Source organism: Micromonospora haikouensis (assembly GCF_000876225.1).
GTDB lineage: Bacteria > Actinomycetota > Actinomycetes > Mycobacteriales > Micromonosporaceae > Micromonospora > Micromonospora haikouensis.
The window spans coordinates 1,274,480-1,289,462 of the sequence record NZ_JXSX01000003.1 but is presented as its reverse complement, the minus strand read 5'-3'; the positions used below and the strand labels follow the sequence as shown (position 1 = coordinate 1,289,462).

Here is a 14,983-nt window from a genome sequence, read left to right as displayed (position 1 = left end):
GTCACGCTGTTCGCCTCCTGCAGTGAGCCGGACGGTTGCCGCTTCCCGCTGATGGGGGACCGAGTCGGCGGCCAGGTGACCGACCGCTGACGATCGAGCGGACGACGCGGGTCATGAGGCCCAGACGGCGCCCCGGGGCTCGTACTCCAGGATCCGCGCCACCAGATCGGCTGCATCCGCGCCGAACTCACGGCGCACCAGGTGCAGTCCCAGATCGAGCCCGGAGGTGACGCCGCCGCAGGTGACCAGGTCACCGTCGTCGACCACGCGGGCCTCGGTGACGAGGCCGCCGAACGCCGCGAGTTTGTCCTTGACCATCTGATGGGTGATGCAGCGCCGACCACGAGTCAGTCCCGCCGCGCCGAGCAGCAACGCGCCGGTGCAGACCGAGGCGACGACCAGGCCGGGGCGCGGTGCCGCGGCGAGTGTCCCCGGTAGGTCACCCTTCGCGATCTCCAGTTCGACACCGGGCCGGGTCGGGCCGGTCAAGCCGCTGCCCGGCACGACCAGAAGATCCGCGTCCCACGGCGACCAACCCGTACCGACCTCGACCCGGGTGCCGCCACCGGCGGTGATCGTCCGCGGGGCGTCGGCGGTGACGTAGTCGATGGTCAGCGACGCACGGGCGGCACTGCGGGCGATGCTGAAGACCTCGTACGGCCCGACGAAGTCCTGCTCCTCGACGCCGTCGTACAGGAGAACCTGCACGCGCAGTGGACCGGTTGCCGCGTCGGGCCGGTGGTGAGCTGTCATGCCACGGTAGTCGTCCCCATCGAGGCTCGGGTTCCGGCTCGATCACGTGTCGTCGACATGCCGCCTCTGGCCCGGGCGAGCCACCCGACGTCACCCGAAGCATCCGCGACGACCGGAACGGTTACGCAATTCCCACCGACGCGACGCCGCTCTCCGATGACGGATGGTCTCCCTGTCCACGCGCACGAAGTGATTGAGCAGACAGGAAATCTCATGACAGTCCGCACCCATGTCGTCGCGGAAGCACCAGCCGCGGCACCGACACGCTGGCAGGATCGGACCGGCCGCATCCTGATGGCGATCACGGCCGCCGCCACGCTGGTGCCGTTCGTCGAGGGCGTCTCCCGCCTCGGTGGTCTCTCCGACGACCTGATCCTGACCGAGTACTGGCGCACCTGCGCCTACATCGTCTTCGCCGGGATGTGGGCCATGCTGGCGATCGCACCCCGCAAGCAGCGCGGCATGTGGGAACTCCTGCTGTTCCACAAGCTCGCGGTCACCGTCCAGGCCGCCTTCATCCTCGACGTCTCGCACGCGCTGCGGACCCTGTTCGCCGACGGGTTCGTCTCGGCGACCACCATCGCCGCCTACGTGCTGTGCCGTGGCTGGCACACCTGGCGCCGCGGGGCACTGGGCCCCGACGACAACCGCTGACCGGAGGAACGCCGTCATGACCAACCCCGTCACCACGAGCACGACCGAGATAGTTCTACCGGGCGTGGTCGACCCGAGCGGACTGGCGGTACGCGCCCGTGAGCTGCCCGCGCCGGTTGCGGGACAGGTCGTCCTGCGGATGGAGGCGACCGGTGTGTCGTTCGCCGAGCAGCAGATGCGCCGGGGCAAGTACTACGATCAGCCGCCGTTCCCCTTCGTACCCGGATATGACCTGGTCGGCACCGTCGCGGCCGTCGGGCCCGGCGGGGACACCGACCTGGTCGGACGCCGGTTCGCCGCCGTCACCAAGATCGGCGCGTGGGCCACCCATGTGCTGGTCGAGGCCGCCGACCTGGTTCCGGTGCCGGACGGGGTGTCCCCCGCCGCCGCCGAGACCGTGGTCGTCAACGGCATCACCGCCTGGCAGATGCTGCACCGGCTGGCCAAGGTCCGCTCCGGGGACGTCGTCGTCGTGCTCGGGGCGAACGGCGGGGTCGGCTCCACGCTCGTCCAGCTGGCCCGGCACGCCGGCGTCCGCGTGATCGGCACCGCCTCGTCGCGCCACCACGACGCGGTACGCGCGCTGGGCGCCACCCCTGTCGACTACCGCGAGCCCGGCATGTACCACCGGATCAGGGCGTTGGCCCCGGACGGTGTGGACGCGGTGTTCGACCACGTGGGCGGCCCCGGCGTGGAACGGTCCTGGCAGTTGCTGCGCAGGGGCGGCACGCTGGTGTCCTACGGCACGGCGGCGACGAAGGACGAGGAGGGCAACTCGCGGCTGCCGGTGCTGAAGCTCTTCGCGCAGCTGAAGCTCTGGCACACCCTGCCCAACCACCGAAGCGCCTACTTCTACAACTTCTGGGCGGGCCACCGTGATCGGGCGGCCTTCCGGCGCAGCCTGGCCAAGGACCTGACCCAGGTGTTCCGGCTGCTCGCCGACGGTGTGCTGGACCCGCAGATCGCCGCGGAGATCCCCCTGACCGAGGCCGCGTCGGCGCTGACGCTCGCCGAGTCCCGCACCGTCGCCGGCAAAATCATCCTGGTGCCCTGATCACGGATGCCGGTGGTGACCCGGCGGGACGCCGACCTGCTCGCCCTCGCCCAGGACGACGAACTGACCCATCATCCCGTCGTCCTCGTGGGCGAGCAGGTGGCAGTGGTACATGTACGGCGTGTTCGGAGCGGTGTGGCCCCGGAAGCGCAGCGCCAGCCGGTAGCGCTTCCCCTGGACCAGCAGGACGGTGTCCTTCCAGCCGCGCAACGGTGGTTCCGGCGTACCGCCGTCGACCGTCAGCACCTGGAACTGCACGTCGTGGATGTGGAAGTTGTGCAGATACCCGTTGTCGTTTGTCACCTCCCACACCTCCACGGTGCCCTCCCGGACACCGAAGTCGATCCGGTCCATGGCCATCGAGCGACCGTTGATCCGGTTCGACGCGAGCACGAAGGAGCGTTCCTGGGCAACCGTGCGGCCCGCGAGGTCCGGTGCGGCGGCGAGCACGGCGGGCACAGCGGCGGTGGCGGACAGCGAACCCGCGGCCCGGAACTGGCAGATGTCGAAGCGGTCGTCGAAGCCGTCGAGCCGTCCCAGCACCCCGCCGTGCGCCGCCGGGTAGGAACGCAGCTCCACCCGCTCCCCCGGTTCGAAGGCCACCACGATCTCCGCGCGTTCCCCCGGCGAAAGGTAGAGCCGGTCGGTCTCCCACGGCGCGGCGAGCAGACCACCGTCCGTGGCGACGAGCGAGAAGCGCCGATCGTCGGAGAACCCGAAGTGGTACAGGCGCGCGTTGGAGCCGTTCAGCATCCGCAGCCGCACGAGCCGGGTCGTGACGTCGAAGTACGGCCCGATCGTGCCGTTGACGAGGATCTCGTCGCCGATCACCCCCAGCGAGCCAGCCAGCGGTTCCCGCTGCACGAACTGCTGGTCCCCGTCGAACGCCCGGTCCTGCACGATCATCGGGACGTCGTCGACGCCGTACTCCGACGGCAGGTTCAGCGCCTCGACCCGCTCGTCGTCGACGAGGAACAGCCCGGCCACGCCCCGGTACATGTGGTCGGCTGTCGCGCCGTGCACGTGCGGGTGGTACCAGAGCGTCGCGGCGGCCTGGTCGATCGTCCACCGCGGCGCCCAGGTGTCTCCGGCCGCGATCGTCTGGTGCGGGCCGCCGTCCATCACCGCCGGCAGGTGCATGCCGTGCCAGTGCAGCGACGTCGCCTCGTCCAAGCCGTTGTGCACCGCGAACTCGACCCGCTCGCCGCGCCGAGCCCGGATCGTCGGGCCCAGGTACGTGCCGTTCACACCCCAGGTGCGGGTGGCCTTCCCGTCCTTGAACAGGGTCTCACCCGGCTGGATGCCGAGCGTGAAGACACGGGCGCCCGAGGCGCCGCTCGTCGACCGGGCCAGGGCGGGAATCGACAACGCCGTGTCGAAGGCAAGTTTTCCCACGGTGTCCCGCTTCACGCTCAGGTAGTAGGCGCCGAAGCCACCGCCACCCAGGGCGACCGCGCCCCCGACTCCCCACCCGAATGCCTTCAACACCGTACGACGTCTCATGGCACAACCGTTTCGCAGCCGGCGATGCCATCGCGTCGGCGACAACTGCGTAGCCATGAGGGCAGCACCAGGGGCCATCCCTCCGGGTTCCAGCCGAAGATGCCGGAACCCGGAGGACGGTGGCTCCTAGGCAGGCAGTTCGAAGAGTTCCAGCTGGATACCGTCGGGATCGCGCAGGTAGAGGATCTTGGTGCCGGCCAACGCCCCCGCTTCGACACCGTCGCCGTCCTGGAGCACGACCGGATCGGCGTTGACGTGCACGCCCCGCTCCACCAGGTCCCGGTGCGCCGCATCGAGGTCGTCGACCTCGAAGCACAGGTGCATCACCCCGACGTCGCAGTTGCGTCCGGTGAAGGGCTTCGGCTGCGGGCTGTCGTACTGGATGAGTTCCAGGAGGAGGTTGTCGCCGGCCAGCGCGAACGATGCCCGCATCGACGCGTTGTCGACCTCGACGACCGCACCGATCGCCGGGTTCGTGGCGGAGATCGTCACGCCGCTCGGCGCGATGCCGAGGACGTCCTCGTACCACGTCACCGATCGGGCCAGATCGCTGACCGGCACGCCAATATGGTTCATTCTCGTCACTCTGCTCATGAACCCATCCTGGCGAGCGAGCCACGGTGGTGGAAGGCACGGATCTTCCGCGTACCGCTGATACCACCCAGTCCCCTGACCGATGGCGGATCATGTGGTCATGAATGACCTCGGCGCTGCGCTGCGGGCCTGGCGGGAGCGTACGGACCCGGATGCGGTCGGTCTCCCGAACGCATCACCTCGCCGCGTCGCCGGGCTTCGACGCGGCGAGCTGGCGACGCTGGCCGGCATCTCCCCCGAATACGTGGCACGCCTCGAACAGGGCCGGGCCGGCACGCCGTCGGCGCAGGTATGCGCCGCCCTGGCCTGCGCGTTACGACTCTCCGACGACGAGGAGGCGCACCTGATGCGCCTTGCCGGCTTCGCCACGGCGCCGGACCGGATACCCTGCCGGATCCCCGGCAGCCTGCACCGCGTCATCGACCACCTGGGCGACGTCCCGGCGGCCGTCTACGACGCCGCGTGGCGACTTCTGCACTGGAACCGGCTGTTCGCGGCCGTCTTCGGCGATCCCGCAGACGCGTCCGCCGACGACCGCAACGCGCTGATCGTCCAGTTCGAATCCCGTAATCCCCGCGTCCGCCAGACCGACACCGAGCGCGCCTACTTCGAACAGTCGCTGGTGGCCGACCTGCGCGCCACCAGCGCCCGCTACCCGAATGATCCCGACGTGGCGGCGCTGGTCACGCGCATGGCGGGCAACGACCGGTTCCGCCGCCTCTGGGCCCTCGGCGCGGTAGCCCTGCACGAGAGCGCGCACAAGACCGCCGTACATCCGGACGTGGGCCCAATCCCGCTGGACTCCAACGTCCTGACCACTCGGAACACCGACCATCGCCTCGTCGTCCTCACACCCCGACCCGACACCACCGCCCGCGAAAAGCTGGACCGACTGGGTGGACGAGGGCCGGTTCCGCGGCAAGTCGGGCTAACTTGATCTTTAACGTCGGCGGTTCGGGTGATGGCCCCGGTCGATCGTGACGACAGCCCTTGGTTGATCATTCTTCTTGTCTAGGGAGGAGATCAACAACCAAGGGCTGTCCAGTTGTCAGTGTGCATGATCCGGTTTGGGGGCAAGGCGTTCGGGGAGCTGCGGCGGTTTCGCCAAGAGTTCCACTCCTGCCTGATCTCGCGGGCTGACGCCATGTTCGAGCTGACCGACGCGGCCCTGTGCGCCGACGGTCCCGTCCGGTCGCTGGCCGAGCTTTCACTGGTTGGTGAGCACCGCCGTGGGCACGGCTCGTCGTACGCGGCGGTGGTCGACGGCCGGATCGACGTCGAACTTGACAGTCCCGTCATCCTCGACGGCCAGCCACATCGGCCGCGAACGCGGCCACCCAGGTAAGTGCGGAGTTCCAATTGATGGTGATCTCGTTGACCGACCAGGCTTCGAGATTGTCGACGTAGCAGAGCTGTGGGGCGCACCCGTATAGCCAACTCGCCGAGAGCGGGTCTTGGAGGCTGGAGTTGGGGCCACCGGCGACCGACCCGACGGGCGGGTTCGGCAGTCGGGCGTCGAACGATTTCGCGTACCACCGGCTGTGCTGGTTCTTCGCGTCGTTGCTGCCGTAGCCGGTGATGTACGACTGCCCGAGGGCGTTGCGGCCCAGCAGGTAGTCGAGGCCCTCGAAGACGGCGTCGGCGTACCTGGCGTTGCCGGTGAGGTCGTAGGCGGTGGCGAGAACGACCTGGTTGTTCAGCATGGACGCGTTCGAGCCCCAGTCGTAGCGTCCCGTGGTGGGAGTGTAGGTCTGCCCGAAGCGCTCGGCCTTCTGGAAAGAGATCAACCGGTCCGCGGCGGCGACCACCCACCCTTTGATCTGCTCACGGTCATTCAGCTCGGTGCCGAACCGCGCCAGGTCGAGCTGGGCCAACGCGGCCACCGAACCCCAGTAGAAGCCGTTCTGGCTGAACGCCGTACCGGCGGTGTGGAACCGGCTGACCCGGACGGCGGTGAGGTAGGTGGCGTCCCTGGTGGTCAGGTACAGCTCGGCGGCGGCCCAGTAGAACTCGTCGGAGATGTCCCCGTCGTTGTAGGGACCGCCGCCACTGCGGTCCTCGTACGGTGCGAAGAGCGCCGGGTTGGCCCGGGCCGCAGCGTACGCGCGTTCGGCCGCCGCGCGCAGCCGGGCGGCGAAGCCGGCGTCGTACGGCTGGTAGATCCTCGCTGCCTGGGAGGCGACGGCGGCCAGGTTCAGGGTGGCCGCGGTCGACGGCCGGTGCAGTTCCCGGGGCTTCTTGTCCTGGTGCGGCAGCATCGGCGGCCCGGTCCAGGTCTCGTCGTGCACCTTGTGGTGGACCATGCCGGCCAGCGGGAGACCGTCGGGCACCTGCATCTTCAGCATGAAGTCGAGGTTCCAGCGGGCCTCGTCGAGGATGTCCGGAACCCCGTTGCCGCGTTCGGGCACGGCCAGGGTGCCGTCGCCGAGCGCCGCCGGCCGGTTGCGTTCCCACGTCGACAGGAGCTGGTACGTGGCGATGCCACCGTTGACGACGTACTTGCCGTGGTCACCGGCGTCGTACCAGCCGCCGGTGACATCCAGCCGGTAGGAGCAGGTCCAGTTGTTCAGGAACGACTTCGGCTTCTGGCAGGGCACCTGGGTGTCGCCACCGTTCGGTGAGTCGGCGACGTGCCCGGCCGGGCGGGCGTACGCGGCCCCGGCGATGCCCCCGTCGATCGCGATTCCACTACGGTTGGTGTAGAAGAACCGTGTCGCGTCGGTGCGCAGCCGGTCATACAGGTCCGCCCGGATGTCGAACGCGTGACTGGGCCGGTCGACCCAGCCGTCGTACACCAACTCGAACCTGCCGGTGGTCGTGACGTGGCTGAAGTCGATGACGTGGGTGATGGCGCTGGCCGACGCGTCGAAGCCGGTCGGGGTGGTGCGGCCCGTCGCCACCGTCGCGCCGCCGCCGGCCCGGCGCAGCGTCCACGGCACCGCCTGGGACGCGCCGTACAGCAACGTCGCCCGTTTGGGCCCGTTGGGTAGGTAGCCAAGTTGGTTCACCTTGAGGTCCGGCCCGGCGTCGGCCCGGTACGCGTACTCGGCACCGGTGAGCGTCACGTCGTCCATGCAGAACTCGTACGGCGCGGTGGACTTCCCGAGGCGGAACTGGAGCTGGGCCAACCGGTACGGCTCCGGGTAGGTCGTGGTGATGCTGTACTCGTACTCCTTCCAGGCGGTGCCGGTGTTGAAGCCCTTGTTCAGGTACGTGACGTTCGTCGGGTTGTCGAAGGGCGCGAGGTAGATCAGCGGGTTCGCCGCCGTGTTGGTGCGGGCGCGGAACCGCAGCGTGTACGTGGCGCCGCCGGGCAGGTAGATGCTGTTGTGGCCCACCAGGACGTCCCACGGGTTGGTGGACGCGGGCGCGGTCACGCAGAAGGTCCCGCCCTCCAGGTTCGGCGTCATCCCCGCGTTGGTCCACCACGGCTTGTCCGTGCCGGTGAACGTGCTGTTCTGCAACAGCCGGCCGTCGAGCTGCGGTCGCGGTGGCCCACCCCCGTACGCCGGCAGCGTTCCGGCCGGCAGGTCCTGCCCGCCGCTCTGGCCGGGCTGTCCCGGGCCGGGATCAGCGCTGCCGTAGCGGGGCAGCAGCCAACCGTCGAGACCACCCGAGACGGCGTTGACCAGGACGAAGTCGCCGATCAGGTCGGCATCGAGGTCGGCGAACAGGCCGGTGGTGCCGGCGAACGGGCCATCGTCACGGATCGGGCCCAGCGAACGCCAGCCGGTCGTCGCGCTCCACGGTGCGCCGATGTTCTCCCAGGCCAGCACTTTGCCGCTGGGGTAGTCGACGCGCAGCACGTCGGCCCGGCGGTCACCGGTGACATCCGAGAACGAGGTCTGGTAGTAGCTGTCGGCGGGGGTCGCGAAGCCGCTGACCGAGTGCCAGTCTCCCGGCACCGGCATCCGGCCCGGGGACCGGTTCTCCCAGAGGCTGGCGTTGCTCAGCCGATCCGAGTTGATCAGGTCGTCGTCTCCGTCGCCGTCGATGTCGACGAAGCGCGGGTTCTCGTAGAGCAGGTTGTTGGCCACGATGGTGGGTGCTCCCCATCGTTTCTGCGCGGCGTCGGACTCGTTGCGGGACACCTGTATGACCCGGATCCCGGTAGGCGACTCGTCAGCGGCCAGCAAGCGGATGTAGTCGTCCCGGTCGTCGCCGTCGAGGTCGCCGAAGTGCACCGTAGTGGGCAGACCCCGGTCCGGCGGGCTAATGTCACCGAGGGCGGTCCAGGTGGATCGGGGGCCGTTGTTGCGCCACGCGGGTATCCGACCGTCGGGCTGAACGATGACGTGGTCGGCGTCGCCGTCGCCGTCGAGGTCGGGGAAGTGGGTCTCCGAGCCGGCCGGGGTGGCGTCCCGGAACTCCCCAATCGGGTCCCAGCGCGGGCCGATGCCGTTGCGGGGCTCCGGTCGCCACTGGTAGAAGGACTGCGCGACCATCAGCCGCGATCCGAGAGCCTCGGCGGAGGGTTGCAGGGAGCCGCTGAGCCCGGGCGTGAAGATCTGCCCGTCCTTGAACTGCCACCGCGAAACCTCCGCCTGCTCCGAACAGAGGGTGCTGCCGGTGCTCCGGGAGTTCGTGTCCCATGTCAGGCATCGCTCGGTCGCCGGGTCGGCCTGCGGCCAGGCGAGCTGGTACTGGCCTCCAGTCGTGCTGAAGCGCACCTGAATGGCCTCGTCGAGGCTGCCGCGCGGCGTCCTGACGTGCGGTCCGATATCGACGCCGTCATTCGTCTTCAACGCGATCACCGCGTTCTCCATGTGACGGGCGAAGAAGCGGTACGTGTCGCCGGGGACCGGGGCGTAGCAGTCCCGGTCGGCGGTCGTCCGGGGCGCGAGGCCCCCGCCGGAGCCACAGCCGGCGTTCCCTACGTAACGGACGTACGCGTGGTCGGAGTTTCCGCCGCGAACCTCGGCGTTGATGGTGTTGTTGTTTTCGTTGCTGGCATAGGCGAAGTCCAGCTCATGGCCGCCCTGGTGGGTGGGCTGATTCGCCGCGACTATGTGGTTCTGTAGTGCGGCCGGCATCCGTGCCGGATTCTGGTTGAAGTCGGCGAGCACCATCCATCCGCCGGTGGGGCGGCGAGCCATGAACTGCCTCGCCGTCTCGATGATGTCGGCGGCGTCGTTGGCGCTGTTCTCACCGTTGGACAGCGCGTGGGCGGTGAAATACCAGTCGGTGCCGATCTGGACGCCCATCATCGGCCGCGAGTTGAACCGCCCGCCCACCGGCAGGATCACGGCGTCGCTTACCGTCTCCCGGGTGACGATGGCCAGGCCGTTGCGTTGCTGACCGGGGTCGGCCCAGTAGATCTGCACCAGGTCCGGGCGGCTTTCCGAGCCGATGTTGTACAGATGCTCGGTGATGCCGGGATCGGCGAACCGACGATCGGTCCACACCGCCCGGTCGGGCGGTGTGCTGCCCGCCTCCTGGAGTGCGGCGACCTGCACCCCTTCCTGGTTGAGCATCTGCTGCACACCGGTCAGCCACCGCGACTCCGGAGGCCCCCCGGTCCCGTCGCTCTGGCCCTGCATGTTCCAGGACGCGGTGACCCGGTCCTGCGGGGCCGCCACCGCCGGTGTCATCGGTTCGACTGCGGACAACAGCGTCGCCGCCGTCGTCGCCGCGATGATCGTGGCCAACCGTTTGCGTGCAAAGCCCACGTCAGATCCTCCAGAGCTCGGACACAGAGACCATGCGGTAGCGGGGCTCGACATCGCATCGGTAGGAATTACCTAAGAAATGTCTCGTAACTCGGCGGTGGGTCCATGGTGGATCATGTTCTGGTGCAGGTGATCACGGCGGCTCGCCCGGAGTGGATCTTCCCGTTCACCGGGCTGCAGCCCGCCCAGTTCCGCAGGCTGGTCAGGCTGGTCGCCGAACGTGGCGGGGACGCCATCGCCGACGGGCGGCCGGGCCGGCAGTGGTCCCTCGACCTCGCCGACCGGGTGCTGCTGGTCGCCGCCTACTGGCGCACGAACCTGACCATGCGGCAGATCGGCCCGCTGTTCGGGGTGTCGCACTCCGCCGCCCACCGGGTCATCGACACCCTCGGCCCCCTGCTCGCCCTGGCCCCGGTCCGCCGACGCCGGATCGAACAGATCGCCATCGTCGACGGCACCCTGGTCCCGACCCGGGACCACCGGCTGGCCGCCCCGAGCAAGAACTACCGCTACTCGACGAACCTGCAGGTCGCCATCGACGCCCACACCCGCCTGGTCGTCGCGTTGGGTGACCCGCAGCCGGGCAACCGTAACGACACCATCGCCTACCGCACCTCCGGCATCGACCAGAAACTGGCCGGACGGCCCGTCATGGCCGACGGCGCCTACCGCGGCAACCCCGAGGTGATCATCCCGTACCGCAAACCCACCGACGGCACCGAACTACCCGACTGGAAGAAGGACCTGAACAAGCACCACCGCACGATCCGGGCGCAGGTCGAACACGCCCTGGCCCGCATGAAGACCTTCAAGATCCTCCGGGACTACCGACGCGCCGCCAGCACATTGACCGACACCGCTTCCGGCATCGCCCACCTCCACAACATCATCCTGCTCGGATGACACCGACACCGTTGACCGGCAACGCCATCACCGAGTTACGAGACATCCCTTAGACAATCTGGCCCTGGAGTTCGACCCCGACTACGCCACGACCGCGGCGATGCGGAGACGGCTCGAACGGCAGGAGGCCGGCGGGCGGGTGGAGCGGCTTAAGGCCGACCCGTTCGACGTGGTGCTGGCCACCTCGATGCTGCAGGTCGGGGTCGACGTGCAGCGGCTCGGGCTGATGCTGGTGGTGGGGCAGCCGAAGAACACCGCTGAGTACATCCAGGCGTCCTCGCGGGTGGGCCGTGATGTCGGCCGTCCGGGTGAGGACGGCGGCCGGCCCGGTCTGGTCGTGGCGCTCGGAAACTGGGCGAGGCCCCGCGACCTCGCCCACTACGAACAGTTTCGGCACTACCACGAGACGTTTTACGCGCAGGTGGAGGCGCTGTCGGTTACCCCGTTCTCGCCGACGGCTCTGGACCGGGGCATTGACGGGGTGCTGGTCAGCGCGGCTCGGGTGCTGCAGGCGCACCGTGACGACGGGCTGTCGCCGGAGCGGGCCGCGTGGCGGGTCCGTGACGAACAGGACGCTCTCGCCGCCCTGGTCGATCGGCTCTATGCCCGAATTCGGCCGGCGGCCCAGCTGGACGACCTGATGGCGCAGGCGCACCAGCGGCTGATCAACCGGCTGGACCAGTGGAACGCCCGGGGAAAGTACGCCGGGAAACTTAGCAAGACCCTGGTGTATGAGCGCACCGGTGACAACGACAGCTACCTGCCGTTGCTGATCAGCCCGGAGAACGCGAAGGCGCACCAGGGTCAGCCGGACCGCGCGCCGTTCGTCGTCGCGCACTCGATGCGGGAGGTCCAGCCGGAGATCAACCTGCTGGTCAGCCCCATAGCCGAACGGCTGTTCGTCGTCGAGCCCGATGACGCGCCGTCGTGGGAGCTGCCCGAAGGAGAAGACGAGTGACGGACGACGACGGGCAGATGATCTTCGAGTCGGCGCAGCTGTTGGACCCGCTGGCCGACAGTGAGCAGTCGAACGTCAAGAACCGGACCAAGGTGGGCTCAGCCCGGCCGTCGTCGCTGCTCTACACCTACGGTGTCGGCTCAATCATGGACCTGCCACAGTTCTCGATCATGCCGGCTGGCCTCGACGACTGGGAGCCGATCTGGCGGCGGCGGCCAACCGTGCCGACGATCGAAGAGCCACGGCTACTCAAGGTGGTTCAGCTTCACCTCGGATCCCGCGTGCAGCAACTGCGGCCCTTCCCGTGGCAGCCAAAGGCTCGTGCGATGTCACAGGAGGGCTCCGACCTCGGCATTCCGGCGCGGGTGTTCCCGCAGTGGCTGCGGTGCACCGGCTGCGACTACCTCGGGCCGCTGTCGCGGTTCAGCTATATCAACACCCACCCGTTCCGGCCCGACCTGGCCACCTTCGAACACGCAAGTTGTCCTGGCCGTACGTTTGCGGGGGCGGCGAATGGGAAGGCCAAGGTTCCCGCGAAAGGAAAGGCCAGGCGCAGCCCGGCTGTGCCTGCCCGTTACCTGCTCGCCTGCGCCAACGGGCACCTCGACGAGTTCCCGTACGCGCTATGGGTGCACCGCGGCAGAACCTGCCCCGCTGCCCCGCACCCTGACCTGAAACTGCGCGACAGCAACATCGGTCAGGGAGCCGGCGCGGTCATCGCCTGCGAACGATGCCAACAGCGGCGCGGCATGGGCGAGGCGCAGGGCGAGGCCGGCAAACGGAAGCTACCGACCTGCCGGGGCCGGCATCCGCACCTGAACGCCTTCGATCCCAAATGCGGGCTGGACACCTCGCTGATGATGATGGGCGCGTCCAACCTCTGGTTCGCCTCGACCCAGTCGATCATCGTCATGCCCCGCAGCGAGGAGCAGAAGCAAACCGCGCTCGCCACGAAACTCCGCACGCATCTGACCCCGGAGGAACTGGCCGACTACGCAGCCCTGCCGAAGGTGCTCCGTTCGCTTCTCATCGCACACAAGTGCGACACCACCGGAGTCACCGACGAACAGCTGACCGCGGCGGCGGCCGAGGCACTCGCCCCACCCCCGTCGGAGGAGGAGCGCCGGGAGAGGCTACGCGATTGGGACCCGGTCGAGCTTCTTGTGCCGGAGTGGGACTACCTGCAGAAGCCGAGCCTATTCGCGCAGCAGCAGGACTCCAGCGGACTGATGGTCACCGAGATGCCAACGGCTGCCGACCTCCCGAAGCAAGTGCACCGGGTCATCGCCGTGAACCGAATGAAGAAGGTCAACGCGGTGATCGGCTTCACCCGCATCGACGAGATGGACCGGGTCAACGACCTCGCCAGCCGGCTCGTCAAGCTGACCCGGGACGGCAGACCCACCTGGGTACCGGCCACCGAGGACCGCGGCGAAGGCATCTTCCTGCAACTCGATGAGCCCGCCATCGCCGCCTGGGAAGCGCAGATCCTGCCCACCGCGCTGTGGCGAGCACACCGCGAAGCCCATCGGCACAACTTCTCCCGGCGCTTCTCCGCCACCGCCGCCCAGATCGACCCCGACACCCGCTTCCCCGCCCCGCGCTACTGGCTGATCCACAGCCTGGCGCACATCCTCATCCGCGAAATGGCGATGTCCTGCGGGTACGGCGCCGCCAGCCTCAGCGAACGCCTCTACGCCTGGCCTGCCACGCCCGACCGGCCCGCCGCCGCTGGACTGCTCATCTGCACCACGGCCTCCGACAGCGAGGGAACTCTCGGCGGCCTCGTCGCGCTCAGCCAGCCGGAACGACTGCACGGGCTCCTGCTCGACGCACTGCGCCGAGCAGCCCGCTGCTCCTCCGACCCCGTGTGCGGGCAACGCACACCACGGCACGGCGAGGACTTTCTGCATGGCGCGGCCTGCCACTGCTGCAGCTTCGCCTCGGAAACCTCCTGCGAACGCGCCAACCGATTCCTCGACCGCAGATTCCTGCTCACCCTGCCCACCATCGACGACGAACGGGTCCCCGGCTTCTTCGGCACCATCGATGTCTACTGACCCCTACACGGCGCTCGGCGCCTTCCTGACCGCCTACGAGGCACAACGACTCGCCACCGTCCTACAAGCCGGCGGCACCACCGGCCAAGCGCTGAAAGAGGTGCACGCCGCCCGCCGCGGCGAGGCGAAGCGCCTACTCCTCGCAGCCGAGCTCGGTCCGGAGCACCGGGACGGCTCCGTCGCCATACTCCGGGCCATCGCCGGCGCACGATCCGTCCGGACCGTCATCTCCCCCGTCTGGACCATGCCCGGCGTCGAAGCCACGACCGGTCGCCTCACCAGCGAGGCTCAGCGCATCATCGACGACGCACGCATGTCGATCGTATGCTCCAGCTTCAACTTCACACCGCACTCGGGCATGTGGACTGCCCTCAAAAGCGCCGCAGTGCGCCCCGGCCTGAGCGTCACGGTGTACCTCGACGCCCACGCCGGCTCTCCGGCAGCCGTCGCGGCCCATCTGCCGAAGGCCACGGTACTTCGGACGCTGACCCCGCCCGGAGGCCACCATCCGCTGGTCAGCCACGCCAAGTTCATCATCGTCGACCGCGTGATCACGCTGCTAACCAGCGCGAACTTTTCCTACAGCGCCGAGAACACCAACATCGAACTGGGGCTGCTGGTGCACGACATCAACCTCGCCGCGTCCATCGAAGCCCTCATGCGGAGCAAGCACGGGGTGCTTTACGAGCAAGTGACCTGACAGGTGCACGCGCGCCTACCAAGATTCCAGCACGCACATCGGCAACGCGCGCACCACCGATGCCGCGCATAGCAGTTCCGGCCGGATCGAAGGGGCCGACGATAGCGCATTGCGGGTCAGTTCTCCCATCTACCC

At 68.7% G+C, this 14,983-nt stretch carries 11 protein-coding genes and 1 pseudogene; 8 read left to right on the top strand and 4 right to left on the bottom strand.

Features of this window, described 5'->3' with window-relative positions; genetic code table 11:
• Positions 1 to 111: 111 nt before the first annotated feature.
• Entirely contained in the window at positions 112 to 753 is a 642-nt protein-coding gene (locus tag TK50_RS27000) for a DJ-1/PfpI family protein (protein ID WP_043968192.1), read from the bottom strand.
• A 213-nt stretch (positions 754 to 966) separates the two neighbouring features.
• Here TK50_RS27000 and TK50_RS26995 point away from each other — a divergent pair, with 213 nt between their 5' ends.
• Entirely contained in the window at positions 967 to 1,407 is a 441-nt protein-coding gene (locus TK50_RS26995; RefSeq protein WP_043968191.1) for a hypothetical protein, read from the top strand.
• 16 nt (positions 1,408 to 1,423) lie between these two features.
• The gene (locus TK50_RS26990; protein ID WP_043968189.1) at positions 1,424 to 2,461 is read left to right on the top strand and encodes a medium chain dehydrogenase/reductase family protein; all 1,038 of its coding nucleotides are present in this window, start codon (positions 1,424 to 1,426) and stop codon (positions 2,459 to 2,461) included.
• Here TK50_RS26990 and TK50_RS26985 read toward each other — a convergent pair whose 3' ends face one another.
• Both TK50_RS26985 and TK50_RS26980 read right to left on the bottom strand, forming a co-directional pair.
• On the bottom strand, positions 2,462 to 3,964 hold the full coding sequence (locus tag TK50_RS26985; RefSeq protein ID WP_043968187.1) for a multicopper oxidase family protein: 1,503 nt from the start codon (positions 3,962 to 3,964) through the stop codon (positions 2,462 to 2,464).
• 126 nt (positions 3,965 to 4,090) lie between these two features.
• Complete coding sequence (locus TK50_RS26980; RefSeq protein ID WP_082106658.1) at positions 4,091 to 4,558, bottom strand: VOC family protein; 468 nt, start codon at positions 4,556 to 4,558, stop codon at positions 4,091 to 4,093.
• Between the two features lie 100 nt (positions 4,559 to 4,658).
• Here TK50_RS26980 and TK50_RS26975 point away from each other — a divergent pair, with 100 nt between their 5' ends.
• The gene (locus TK50_RS26975; protein WP_043969427.1) at positions 4,659 to 5,495 is read left to right on the top strand and encodes a helix-turn-helix transcriptional regulator; all 837 of its coding nucleotides are present in this window, start codon (positions 4,659 to 4,661) and stop codon (positions 5,493 to 5,495) included.
• A gap of 116 nt (positions 5,496 to 5,611) precedes the next feature.
• Positions 5,612 to 5,840 (top strand): annotated as a pseudogene (locus TK50_RS35635) (NF041680 family putative transposase); the annotation flags it as partial.
• Between the two features lie 13 nt (positions 5,841 to 5,853).
• Here TK50_RS35635 and TK50_RS33230 read toward each other — a convergent pair.
• Positions 5,854 to 10,227: a glycoside hydrolase family 9 protein gene (locus TK50_RS33230; RefSeq protein WP_144420410.1), complete on the bottom strand. Its 4,374-nt coding sequence runs from the start codon at positions 10,225 to 10,227 to the stop codon at positions 5,854 to 5,856.
• A gap of 123 nt (positions 10,228 to 10,350) precedes the next feature.
• Here TK50_RS33230 and TK50_RS26965 point away from each other — a divergent pair, with 123 nt between their 5' ends.
• The 4 genes from TK50_RS26965 (at position 10,351) to drmC (ending at position 14,848) form a co-directional block, all read left to right on the top strand.
• Positions 10,351 to 11,130, top strand: coding sequence for a transposase family protein (locus TK50_RS26965; protein ID WP_082106342.1), 780 nt, complete (start codon positions 10,351 to 10,353; stop codon positions 11,128 to 11,130).
• Between the two features lie 100 nt (positions 11,131 to 11,230).
• Entirely contained in the window at positions 11,231 to 12,088 is an 858-nt protein-coding gene (locus TK50_RS26960) for a helicase-related protein (protein ID WP_043968183.1), read from the top strand.
• On the top strand, positions 12,085 to 14,148 hold the full coding sequence (gene drmB, locus TK50_RS26955) for a DUF1998 domain-containing protein (RefSeq protein ID WP_241774123.1): 2,064 nt from the start codon (positions 12,085 to 12,087) through the stop codon (positions 14,146 to 14,148). The genes TK50_RS26960 and drmB overlap by 4 nt, the downstream gene beginning before the upstream one ends.
• Positions 14,138 to 14,848, top strand: coding sequence for a DISARM system phospholipase D-like protein DrmC (gene drmC / locus TK50_RS26950; RefSeq protein ID WP_043968181.1), 711 nt, complete (start codon positions 14,138 to 14,140; stop codon positions 14,846 to 14,848). Before drmB ends, drmC begins: the two co-directional genes overlap by 11 nt.
• Positions 14,849 to 14,983: the final 135 nt, after the last annotated feature.